The sequence below is a fragment of the Alteromonas sp. 5E99-2 genome (assembly GCF_017368475.1).
Lineage (GTDB): Bacteria > Pseudomonadota > Gammaproteobacteria > Enterobacterales > Alteromonadaceae > Alteromonas_F.
Genome location: NZ_JAFNJE010000014.1, coordinates 94,400 through 105,853 on the forward strand (window position 1 = coordinate 94,400; position 11,454 = coordinate 105,853).

At 40.6% G+C, this 11,454-nt stretch carries 13 protein-coding genes; 8 read left to right on the top strand and 5 right to left on the bottom strand.

Translation table 11 applies throughout. The annotated features are described in order from the left end of the window. Nucleotides 1–11: 11 nt before the first annotated feature. Genes trkA through def form a run of 4 tightly spaced genes read right to left on the bottom strand, consistent with a single transcriptional unit; the run spans nucleotide 12 to nucleotide 4,146 of the window. Nucleotides 12–1,391, bottom strand: coding sequence for a Trk system potassium transporter TrkA (gene trkA / locus J3L16_RS14045; protein WP_207613626.1), 1,380 nt, complete (start codon nucleotides 1,389–1,391; stop codon nucleotides 12–14). Nucleotides 1,392–1,420: 29 nt separating this feature from the next. After that, entirely contained in the window at nucleotides 1,421–2,701 is a 1,281-nt protein-coding gene (rsmB, locus tag J3L16_RS14050; protein ID WP_207613627.1) for a 16S rRNA (cytosine(967)-C(5))-methyltransferase RsmB, read from the bottom strand. Beyond that, nucleotides 2,698–3,627, bottom strand: coding sequence for a methionyl-tRNA formyltransferase (gene fmt / locus J3L16_RS14055; protein WP_207613628.1), 930 nt, complete (start codon nucleotides 3,625–3,627; stop codon nucleotides 2,698–2,700). The genes rsmB and fmt overlap by 4 nt, the downstream gene beginning before the upstream one ends. Before the next feature lie 9 nt (nucleotides 3,628–3,636). Then, entirely contained in the window at nucleotides 3,637–4,146 is a 510-nt protein-coding gene (gene def, locus J3L16_RS14060; RefSeq protein ID WP_207613629.1) for a peptide deformylase, read from the bottom strand. A gap of 175 nt (nucleotides 4,147–4,321) precedes the next feature. Between def and J3L16_RS14065 the strand changes: the two genes are divergently transcribed. The 8 genes from J3L16_RS14065 (at nucleotide 4,322) to aroE (ending at nucleotide 10,795) form a co-directional block, all read left to right on the top strand. Continuing rightward, nucleotides 4,322–5,404 (top strand): LysM peptidoglycan-binding domain-containing protein, encoded by a 1,083-nt coding sequence (locus J3L16_RS14065; RefSeq protein WP_207613630.1) that lies wholly within the window; start codon nucleotides 4,322–4,324, stop codon nucleotides 5,402–5,404. A 52-nt stretch (nucleotides 5,405–5,456) separates the two neighbouring features. Beyond that, nucleotides 5,457–6,551: a DNA-processing protein DprA gene (gene dprA, locus J3L16_RS14070; protein WP_207613631.1), complete on the top strand. Its 1,095-nt coding sequence runs from the start codon at nucleotides 5,457–5,459 to the stop codon at nucleotides 6,549–6,551. 2 nt (nucleotides 6,552–6,553) lie between these two features. Then, nucleotides 6,554–7,030 (top strand): DUF494 family protein, encoded by a 477-nt coding sequence (locus J3L16_RS14075; protein ID WP_207613632.1) that lies wholly within the window; start codon nucleotides 6,554–6,556, stop codon nucleotides 7,028–7,030. Between the two features lie 24 nt (nucleotides 7,031–7,054). Then, nucleotides 7,055–7,606 carry a topoisomerase DNA-binding C4 zinc finger domain-containing protein gene (locus J3L16_RS14080; RefSeq protein ID WP_207613633.1) on the top strand — a complete coding sequence of 184 codons (552 nt, stop codon included), beginning with the start codon at nucleotides 7,055–7,057 and terminating at the stop codon, nucleotides 7,604–7,606. Next, entirely contained in the window at nucleotides 7,590–8,156 is a 567-nt protein-coding gene (locus J3L16_RS14085; protein ID WP_207613634.1) for a Sua5/YciO/YrdC/YwlC family protein, read from the top strand. Before J3L16_RS14080 ends, J3L16_RS14085 begins: the two co-directional genes overlap by 17 nt. 2 nt (nucleotides 8,157–8,158) lie before the next feature. Further along, a complete protein-coding gene (gene hemF, locus J3L16_RS14090) occupies nucleotides 8,159–9,085 on the top strand; it encodes an oxygen-dependent coproporphyrinogen oxidase (RefSeq protein WP_207613635.1) in 927 nt (308 codons plus the stop codon). 98 nt (nucleotides 9,086–9,183) lie between these two features. Continuing rightward, nucleotides 9,184–9,855 (top strand): OmpW family outer membrane protein, encoded by a 672-nt coding sequence (locus J3L16_RS14095; RefSeq protein ID WP_207613636.1) that lies wholly within the window; start codon nucleotides 9,184–9,186, stop codon nucleotides 9,853–9,855. A gap of 124 nt (nucleotides 9,856–9,979) precedes the next feature. Beyond that, complete coding sequence (gene aroE / locus J3L16_RS14100) at nucleotides 9,980–10,795, top strand: shikimate dehydrogenase (protein ID WP_207613637.1); 816 nt, start codon at nucleotides 9,980–9,982, stop codon at nucleotides 10,793–10,795. On the opposite strand, the gene J3L16_RS14105 is transcribed toward aroE, so the two are convergent. After that, nucleotides 10,764–11,294, bottom strand: a complete 531-nt coding sequence (locus J3L16_RS14105; protein ID WP_207613638.1) for a gamma carbonic anhydrase family protein — start codon at nucleotides 11,292–11,294, stop codon at nucleotides 10,764–10,766. The genes aroE and J3L16_RS14105 overlap by 32 nt on opposite strands. Between the last annotated feature and the right edge of the window lie 160 nt (nucleotides 11,295–11,454).

Below are 11,454 nucleotides of genomic sequence, written 5' to 3' on the forward strand. Positions count from 1 at the left end.
TAACCTTGTTGTTAGCCAAAGAAGAATGCGCTAGGTTGAAACAGTTTTTCAACATGGCCTATGTATTTTTTGTCTACCAAAAATAATATAACGTGGTCGTTGGCTTCTATTTCAGTATCGCCATGAGCAATAATTACGTTATCTTCTCTGACTATTGCGCCAATGGTTGTACCTGGCGGCATTTTTATATCTTTTATTTGACGGCCTACCACTTTTGAGGTGTTTTCATCGCCGTGAGCAATGGCTTCGATAGCTTCCGCTGCGCCTCTCCGAAGTGAGTACACATTAACTATATCACCCCTGCGAATATGGGTAAGTAATGCTGAAATGGTGGCTTGTTGAGGAGAAAATGCAATGTCTATTTCGCCTCCTTGGACAAGGTCAACATAGGCGCTGCGTTGAATTAACACCATGGCTTTTTGCGCACCCATTCGCTTGGCTAACATCGCCGACATGATATTTGCTTCGTCGTCGTTTGTTACCGCAATAAAGGCATCAACATTTTCTACGTTTTCTTCTGCGAGTAATTCAGCATCTGATGCATCGCCACTAAATACTATGGTTTTGTCTAAATGTTTCGATAAATATTCGGCTCTATCTGGGTGAAATTCGATGAGCTTTACGTTGTGTTTGTGCTCCAACTTTTTAGCGAGGCCTGCGCCAATTAACCCTCCGCCGGCAATCATTATGCGCTTGTAACTGCCTTCAAGCTTTTGTAGCTCGCTCATCACTGCACGTATGTGCTTAGTTGCAGCTATAAAAAACACTTCGTCATCGGCTTCAATAACCGTTGAACCGAGTGGTCTAATTGGTTTTCCTCGACGATATATAGCTGCGACTCGAGTTTCTACGTTGGGCATATGCTCTTTTAGTGCAGACAATGCATGACCTACTAAAAGGCCTCCATAATAGGCTTTAACGGCAACGAGGCTGGCTTTTCCGTCTGCGAATTCAACAACTTGCAATGCGCCTGGATAATCAATAAGTCGCTTTATCGCTTGGGTAACTAATTGCTCTGGAGCAATGATATGATCTACTGGAATATCTTGCTGTTTATACAATTGTGATTGATAAATAATGTATTGTTCTGAACGAACACGTGCAATCTTAGTTGGTGTTTTAAATAAGCTATAAGCAACTTGGCAGGCTAGCATGTTACTTTCATCGCTGTTGGTTACTGCAATTAACATGTCTGCGTCTTCTGCACCTGCTTTTCGCAATACATCTGGGTGAGAGCCCATTCCATGAACGCCTTGCAAATCAAGCCGGTCTTGTAACAAACGCAATCGTTCTTGATCGGAATCAATCACGGTGATTTCGTTTTTCTCTCCAACAAGGTTTTCAGCTAAAGAGCCGCCAACTTGTCCTGCACCCAGTATGATGATTTTCATAAATTCTTATTCTTCTGTACGACCTTACGCTAACCGTTCGACTTTACCAGTCGAGCATAATAGAAACCATCCATTTGTTCTTGGCCTGGCAAAATTTGTATATCGTCCATGTTTCTTGCTGCATCAATGGTGTTTTCTATGAAATTGTTTATTTGTTCACAATTTTCTTTGGGTAAAATAGAGCACGTTGCATAAAGCAATGTGCCGCCGGGCTTTAACAATGGCCAAATGGCGGAAAGAATCTCAGCTTGTAATGTCACTAGTTTGTCGATATCAGTAGGCTTACGCAACCAACGAATATCAGGGTGTCGCCTGATCACACCAGTAGCAGAGCAAGGCGCATCTAAAAGAATTCGGTCGAATTGCTCTCCATCCCACCAACTTTCTGGTTTAGCGCCGTCACCATGTACAATATTAAAACTGCACTTTAGCCTTTCCTGGTTTTCTTTTACTCGTAATAAGCGTTTTTCATCTGCATCTACCGCAGTAATGTGCGCCTTGGGAGCCAAGTTATATAAATGGCAGGCTTTACCACCGGGAGCGGTGCAGCAATCGAGAATTTTTTCATTATTTTGAGGATTAAGTAAAACAGCAGCTTTCTGCGCAGCACCGTCTTGAACAGCAAAAAAGCCTTCATCATAGCCAGGCAGTTCCGTCACATTACAGTTTTCTACAATTAGTGCATACTCGCTGTGGGCTGGTTGCTGAAACTGCACTCCTTGGTTTGTTAAAAGTGAACAAAAGCGATCAAACTCTACTTGTAGAGTATTCACCCGTAACCATATGGGCGCTTTGCTATTCATATTTTCAATAACCTTGTCACAGTCATTGGGATAGGCAAGTTTGACTGTGTTGTAAATCCACTTAGGTAAGCCTGATGCGATTTGAGGATCTTCTGGAATAGCAGGAGGAGAGCGTTGAATATCCCTAAGGATTGCGTTAACTAAGCCTTTGAGGCCATGAGCATTAAATAAGGTACATGCATTGACTGTTTCGTTTATTGCGGCATGTTCAGATACACGCATAAAGCCCAATTGATAAAGGCCAATTAGTAGTACATGCTCTACGATTTTTTTTGAACCTTTTAATGGCTTTTGTAATTTTGGGCGTAGCCATATTTGCAGTGTCGGTAAGTTTCTCAGCACGCCCAACACGGTTTCGTTGATCCAGTTTTTGTCTTTTGCTGAGGAATAACGTTCAAGCACAGGAATAAAAAGCTCCCGAGTTGAACGGCCTTCTTCTAGAACTTGATAAAGGATCCAGGCTGAATCAGCTCGTAGGTTTTGTCCAAATCTATGGTTCTTGTTCATAAAGTGCCACCTACTGAGAACCAGTGAGCTCTACCATTGAGCACTTCTCCTGCGGATAGTGGCTTTTTACCGGGAAGCTGCATTTTAGTGATACATAGGGCTCCATTACCTGTAGCAACGGTAATGCCTGATTTGTCAGCACTGATGATTTGACCCGGTGTAGCCCTGTTATCGTTAGATTCCACAACATGGCATTGCCAAACTTTTATTGCGGTTTCTTGAGTTTTAAACCATTGAACAGGCCAAGGATTAAAGGCTCTACAATTTCTTTCTAGTTGAGCAGCGTCGAGTTGCCAATCGATACAGGCTTCGTCTTTACTTAGTTTTTTTGCATAAGTTGCTAAGTCATCATCCTGAGAAACGGGCGTTAACGTATGATAATCCCGTAAAGTATCAACTAATGCTGTGGGGCCAAGTTTAGCAAGCTTTTCATAGAGAGATGTACTGGTATCGTCAGGTGTTATGCTTAATTCAGCTTTGAGTAGCATGTCTCCTGTATCCAAGCCTTCGTCCATTTGCATTATGGTAACGCCCGCTTTTTCATCTCCGGCCCAAATTGAGCGCTGGATGGGAGCTGCACCGCGCCATTTAGGAAGCAAAGAACCGTGAACATTTAAACAACCGTATGTCGGAGTCGTCAAAACGCTTAAAGGCAAAATAATACCGTAAGCGACTACGATCATTATATCTGCATTAAATGATGATAATTCTTCAACTGATGATGCTGATTTAAAGTTTTCTGGTTGGCACACTGGAAGACCGTATTCTAATGCTACCTTTTTTACATCACTAGCTTGTGGCTTTTTTCCTCGTCCAGCTGGACGATCTGGCTGTGTGTAAACCGCTGCAACATCAAAGTCTGCATCTAGCAGAGCTTTTAAATGTAGAGCTGCGAACTCCGGTGTTCCTGCAAATACTATTCTCACCTAAGGTCCTTACTGTTTAGCTGCTAAGCGAGCTTCTTTTTCAAGTTTCTTTTTTATTCTTTGGCGCTTTAATGGCGATAAATAATCGATAAATAGCTTGCCTTGCAAATGATCAAGTTCATGCTGAATGCAAATCGCCAATAAACCATCGGCTTCTAACTCGAACTGTTCGCCGTTTTTATCCCGCGCAACTACTGTTATTTCTTCCGCACGTTCAACTTTTGCATAATTGCCTGGTACCGAGAGGCAGCCTTCCTCACTGATAGTTGAGCCGTTTTTTTTCGTTATTTCAGGGTTAATAAATACTCTTGGCGTATTTTGTTCTTCCGATACATCCATAACTACTACACGCACATGTCGATTAACTTGCGTCGCCGCTAAACCAATACCATTTTCGTCACGCATGGTTTCAAACATATCTTCTACTAGTTTGCGAATATCATCATTTACTTCTGACACAGGCTTTGCAACGGTTCTTAACCGCTCATCAGGAAAACTTAAAACTTCTAAAATGGCCATAAATTTCTATGCTCCGTTGTAACAATCAGCGAGCGTTCTCTCTCTGTTTTGTATTGATCTTGTTAACAATATTTTATTTTCAACAAATTAGGTTTATATTTTAACGCATTATAGCGTTTAATGGCGGGATTATATCTGCCATACTCGTCACAATAGAGAAAAGTGGATTTTTAGAATGATAAAAAAGTACCTTGCTCAACCTCTCCAGTTTCTAGTTTTAGTTGCCGCTTTATTTTGGGGTAGCAGTGTCTTTGCAATCTATGCTGCAGATATAAAGGAATCTGCTCCTAGCCGATATGTGGTTAAAAAAGGTGATACCTTGTGGGATATATCGGGTTTTTATCTTGATGAACCTTGGCGCTGGCCTGAACTGTGGATTAAAAATACCCAGATAGAAAACCCCCATTTAATCTTTCCCGGTGATGTTTTAGTTTTGTCTTTTACTGATGGCGTTCCATTTTTGACCCTTGAAAAGCAGAAGCAAAAATTTGTTCTGTCTCCAGAATCCAAACGTAAAGATAAAAATAGTGCTATTGATGTTCTTCCATGGACCTTACTTGAACCTTATATTGGGCAAAGCTGGGTTGTTAGTGCTGATGACTATATTGTTTTACCTAAGGTATTAGGGAATGGAGAGGGCAGTATTACTTTTGCTAATAACGACGTTTTATTAACTAAGCAGTCAGAACGATCTGAAGAACAGTTATATATCACTCGTAATATGGGTAGCATTAGGGATATGGAAGGCAATGAGCTGGGCGTACAGCTTAATCATGTTGCAGATGCTGAAGTACTAATTGATGAATTGGATTCAGAATGGTTGATACAAGTAAAAAATAATAAAAGAGAAGTTGTTCAAGGTGATGTGTTGTGGAATGCGCCTGAATATGATCGAGAAAGTTTAGTTTTGAAACCTGCAGAGAACGCTACTGGGCATGTAATTGGTGGATTTGATGATCATTACTTATTTGGAAAGTTCGATGTGATAATTGTCGATTTGGGTAGCGATGAAGTTAGTCCTGGAAGTGTGCTAGGCATTTATGCACAGGGGCCAGATATTGTTGGCAAGAAAAAACCTAAATATGTAGAAAAATCAGACACAGCCCTGAGATCTTTAGAAGAAGGGGAAACAGTTTCTCAACCTGCAATTAAAATGGGTGAATTAATTGTTTTCTCAGTATTTGATTCTGTGAGTTACGGCATAATTACGCGTTCTAAAAAATCGATTAAGCGTGGGTTCGTGGTCGGTAAACCATAGAAACGGATTCTAAAGTACTAGTTTAGTATGAGCTGTGTAAGGAGTACACAGCGTGGAAAATTACAATTCAATTATGAGCTGGCTTGTACTAAGTCAGCTATCTTCAATAAAGCCTAACAAGTGGGTTCAGCTCTCCGAACAACACAACCTGACTATTGATGAACTATGCCGCTTGCCTTCAGATGACTGGTTAACAATCGGAATCCATCCTTCAATTGTTGAAAAGCGAAGTAAAGCTACTCATCTTGCTGAGTTAGCAATCCACTTTTTATCCAAGAATTCAGATGTGCAGTGCACGTATTACAGTGCTAGTGATTACCCTCAATCTCTTCGTTTATTATCTCATCCTCCCGCAGTGTTATTTATAAGAGGGAATAACAGTAATTTGCATGATCGACAACTGGCTATAGTTGGGTCTAGACATGCATCGAAGAATGGGCAATATACCGCAAAATCTTTTGCTCAAGACGTTGCGGAGCAGGGGATTGTTATAACCAGTGGACTTGCTCGGGGAATAGATAGTCAGGCTCACCTAGGAGCGCTAAACGCTAGTAACGGCCGAACAATTGCGGTTTTAGGTTGCGGAATCGACATTTGTTACCCAAAATATAATCAAGGGTTATTTGATAAAATTATTCAACGAAATGGCACAGTAGTCTCGGAGTTTTTGCCTAATACCCCTCCAAGACCTCACCATTTCCCTTGTCGAAATAGAATTGTCGCTATGTTAAGTACGGGCGTTTTATTGGTTGAAGCAAAAATTCGTTCTGGTTCACTCATTACCTGTAATTTAGCTGCTGATATGGGTAAAGATGTATTTGCAGTGCCTGGGAATATTAACCATCCATTGAGTGAAGGGGCAAATTGGTTAATTCAGCAAGGTGCTAAATTGATAACTTCAAGTGCCGATATACTGAATGAGTTCAATGTTTATACAGTTGCTGAAGAAAAACCAGATTCTAAAAGAAAGGGCTTGGCAATAGATCCGATATTGGATAGTGTTGATTACGACGTTACACCATTATATGAAATAATAAAACGCAGTAAACTGTCTTCCAGTGACGTATTGACAGCATTACTAGAGCACGAGTTGCAAGGCTTGGTAACCGCCGTTCCAGGGGGGTACCTTAAGTTGAGAGGTGAATAGCTATGTTTGACATTCTTATGTATTTATTTGAAAGCTTAGTGCACAGTGAGTCGGAAATTCGCGTCGATCAAGATGAGTTAACTGATGAGTTAATTCGTGCTGGATTTCATCACGATGAAATATTCAAAGCGCTTAATTGGTTAGAAAAGTTAGCTGCGCTTCAAGAAACTTCAACAACCCCTTATTTGTCAAAGCCTATCACCAGTGGTGTACATCGCATTTATACTCATGATGAAAGTTTAAGGTTGGATGTTGAAGCCCAAGGTTTCATGTTATTTTTGGAGCAAGCAGGTGTACTTGATGCCAACACACGAGAAATGGTTGTTGATCGGGTAATGGAAATAGACGCCAGTGAATTTTGTCTAGAAGATTTGAAATGGGTAGTGCTTATGGTGCTGTTCAATGTTCCAGGTAAAGAAAATGCCTATGCACAAATGGAAGAGTTATTGTTCGAAGAGCCTGAAGGTCCATTACATTAATACTTTACGTTGTCACTTTGTTCTATGAGTAAAGTTGATAAAGACCTTTTTGACGGCTTAACGTCTAAAGCTAGTTATGGCGTATGCCCAGAGTGTAAGGGCGAGCTATTAATAAAAAACGGTAAAAATGGGCCTTTTATCGGCTGTAGAAATTACCCAGCCTGCGAATTTATAAAACCTCTTACTGACACTAGCGTCGATGTTATTAAAAATATCGACGAATCTTTATGCCCTCAGTGTAATGAAGTGCTCCAGATTAAAAAAGGGCGCTTTGGTTTATTTATAGGTTGTTCAGCCTATCCGTCATGCGATTACATATCCTCTACTCAAGCTAAAACAGAAACACAGGTTACCTGTCCTTTATGTAAAAAAGGGCAATTAATGGAAAAGACAAATCGCTATGGTAAGCGGTTTTTTAGCTGTACTGATTACCCAAATTGTCGGTATGTGGTAAATTTCGCACCAATTCCGAAAGCTTGTCCTAAATGCGACTGGCTCATATTAATAAAAAAATCCGGGCAATATCATTGTCCACAAAAAACATGTAGGTACATTGAGGATGAATCAATCAAATGAGATTCAACACGACACATTAAAGGTGGCATTTGATGAGGGCGAAATCATTGTTTATCCCACCGAGGCTGTGATGGGAATGGGATGCGACCCTGACAATGAACTAGCTGTTAGTAAGTTACTTTCTTTGAAAAAAAGAAATGTGGATAAAGGACTTATTTTGGTTGCCGCAAACTATTCTCAGCTTCTTCCTTATGTTGAGGACTCCGCTATTCCACCTGGACGTAGGCCCGATATTTTTTCAAGTTGGCCGGGACCAATTACGTGGCTGATGCCAAAGGCATCAAAAGCACCTAAATGGATAACCGGACAACATGCAAAAATTGCAGTGAGAGTGACATCTTATCCTCCCCTTATTGCTTTATGTGAAAGGTTGGGAAAACCTATAGTTTCTACTAGCGCTAACTTATCTGGTGAGCCTAGTTGTATTTCAAAGCAAGATGTAGAAAGCCAATTTGGTGAGCAGGTGGTTTATGTTGATGGTGATGTTGAAGGTAGACATTCGCCAAGTACGATAAAAGATGCAGTAAGTGGTAATACAGTAAGAGGATGAAAATGACAGATAACATTGGTAGTAAACAGATTCAACGAGTTAAGGCTTTCCTATTATCTTTACAGGACGACATTTGTGCTTCATTAAGTTCAGTCGAAAGCTCGAAACAGTTTCATCAAGATGAATGGGATAGAGAAGAAGGAGGCGGTGGCCGCTCTAGGGTTCTTTCTGGTGGTGAGGTGTACGAACAAGCAGGTGTTAATTTCTCACATGTTTTTGGCGATAAACTACCTCCTTCTGCAACGGCTGCGCGACCAGAATTGGCAGGACGTAAATTTCAGGCCATGGGAGTGTCTTTAGTTATTCACCCTAATAACCCCTATGTTCCAACGTCTCATGCAAATGTGCGATTTTTTATTGCAGAAAAGGAAGGTGAAGATCCAATTTGGTGGTTTGGAGGCGGATTTGATCTAACACCTTTTTATCCGAATTCCGAAGATGTAAAGCACTGGCATATGACCGCATCCGCTTTGTGTGAACCTTATGGAGATGATGTCTATCAAAACTACAAAACTTGGTGCGATGAATATTTTTTCTTAAAGCATAGAAATGAAACGCGTGGAATAGGAGGTTTATTTTTTGATGACTTAAACGAATGGGGCTTCGAAAAATGCTTTTCGTTTATGCAAGATGTAGGAAACGGTTATATACCCGCGTATCTGCCTATCGTAAAAGGAAATAAAGATAGAACTTTTGGTGATAGAGAGCGACAATTTCAACTGTATCGCAGAGGGCGCTATGTAGAGTTTAACCTTGTATTTGATCGAGGTACGTTGTTCGGGCTTCAATCTGGTGGGCGTACTGAGTCTATTTTAATGTCTATGCCGCCGTTAGTCAGGTGGGAATATTGCTATGAACCTGAACCAAACTCACCAGAAGCGAGTTTATCGAGTTGGTTGGTACCTACAGATTGGTTAGCGAAGAGTTAATTTTTGTTGAAATAAGTTAAATTTTTGCGGTATATCAAATGAATGTGTGTATTTATGTTCTATATTTATATTGAATACACAGATAATGAAGGTGACGCATGAAAAAGTTTAAGTTATCGCTACTTGTTGTTAGCTTGATGTTTGGCACTCAAACTATTGCTTATGAAAAAGGTGATTGGGTTGTAAGGGCTGGGCTAACATCAGTGGTTCCAGATGAAAGTAGTTCGAATATCCTTTTAGGAGGTCAAGATTTAGGCGTTGGTTTGACGGTAGACAACAATACTCAATTAGGTATTAATTTGGCGTATTTTTTAACCGACAAAATTAATGTTGAGTTGTTAGCGGCAACGCCTTTTACCCATGATGTGAATTTTTCTGTTACAGATCCTTTAGGTACGGGAAATCAGCTTGGCGAGGTTACACAGCTACCGCCTTCATTATTGGTTAATTATTACTTTTTAGGAGCCGATTCTCCAGTACAACCGTATGTGGGGATAGGGTTAAATTATACTTTGTTCTTTGATGATAGCTTTACTGATGCGAACAAAGCTGCGGGTTTGAATGATTTATCCCTCGATAATTCTTTTGGTGTTAGTGCGCAATTAGGATTTGATGTTCCGATTAATGATAAATGGCACATTAATGGTTCAGTGCGTTGGATCGATATAGATACAGAAGCATCTTTCAACCTTAATGGTACGTCGGGCCGAGTGGCCGATATTGAAATAGATCCATTTGTCTACAGTATTTTGATTGGTTATACCTTTTAATTGATATAACAAAAACCGCAATAAATATAGCGCTGGTTTAATTAGGTGACTTTTAAGCTGGCGCTTTCCGCCTCGCTTCGATTATTATTTGCTATTAAGTATTTTTTAGCGGCTACGCCACAGTATGAAAAAGTTCGTTGTATACGGTAATCCAATCAAACAATCCCTATCTCCTGTTATTCACAATGATTTTGCTCTTCAGGCCAATATAAAAATTAGCTACGAAAAGCAACTTTCCCAGCCTGAAATTTTTAAAACTGACTTAGCAAGCTTTTTCGAACAAGAAAACGCCGTTGGTTGTAATGTGACGGCTCCGTTCAAAGAGCAAGCTTATCAATTTGCAGATCAAGCTTTTGGTACTGCAAAAGACGCAAAAGCGGCAAATACGCTTCACAGTATTAATGGTCATATAGAAGCTCACAATACCGATGGCCCAGGTTTGGTAAATGACGTGACGAGGCTAATCGGCTCTATTTCTGGTAGCAGAATATTGCTTTTGGGCGCAGGTGGGGCGGCCAGAGGGGTAATGCGAACTCTATTAGATCAGGGAGTGGAGAGCTTGACCATAGCAAATAGAACCATAGCAAAAGCAAACGATTTAGTGAGTATGGCTGATAGCAACCGTATCTTTGCAAGTACTTTGTCAGAATTAAACGATAGCTTCGACATAGTTATTAATAGTACATCAGCGAGTTTATCCGGAAATGCACTAGATTTAGGTGGGTTGAAGTTTAACGGAACGACACTAACTTACGATATGAGTTATAAGGCAGAGCAAACACCTTTTTTAGTGTCTGCCCAACAACAAGGTAGCCGTATGTGCGCTGATGGATTAGGTATGCTAATTGGTCAGGCGGCAGTCTCATTTACTATTTGGACGGGGTTTGAGCCTGATACCGAATCGTTAATTAAGACGCTTCGTCAAGGTATGCTTGCTTAAGTGTCACATAGTTTTGGGCTGACGTTTTTAAAAACGTCAGTTCTTTTTCTGTGAGCTTCCGTTTTTGTACCATAGGGTTGCCTACATATAAATAACCACTCTTAAGGACCTTATTAGGCGGGACCAATGTTCCGGCGCCAATAAATACATCGTCTTCTACAACAACACCATCCATGACTATGGCACCCATGCCTACCAGAATACGATTTTTAAGAATACATCCGTGTAACATGCATTTATGACCAACAGTAACATCGTTGCCAATAATCAATGGGAAACCATCGGGGTTGTCAGGGTAAGCACGGCTAACGTGTAAAACAGTAGCGTCTTGTATATTAGTTCTTTTACCAATGCGAATATGGTTAACATCACCGCGAGCTGCCACCAGTGGCCAAATACTCGCGTCTTCATCTATATGTATGTCGCCAACTAATACTGCGGACGTATGAACATAGACCCGCTCTTTAATAAGCGGAATAAAGCCATTGAAGTTTTCCATAATACCTATCGTTAATTCATATTTTAAACAATAAGTATAATAGTCTTAAATTCTTTTATAAATAGGGTTGACGCCTCCCATATATTCTGTAGAATGCGCCTCCGCTTCGACAGGTAAATGACTCAACGAGTTGGGTTTAGGGATCAGTCAAGCAAGTAAG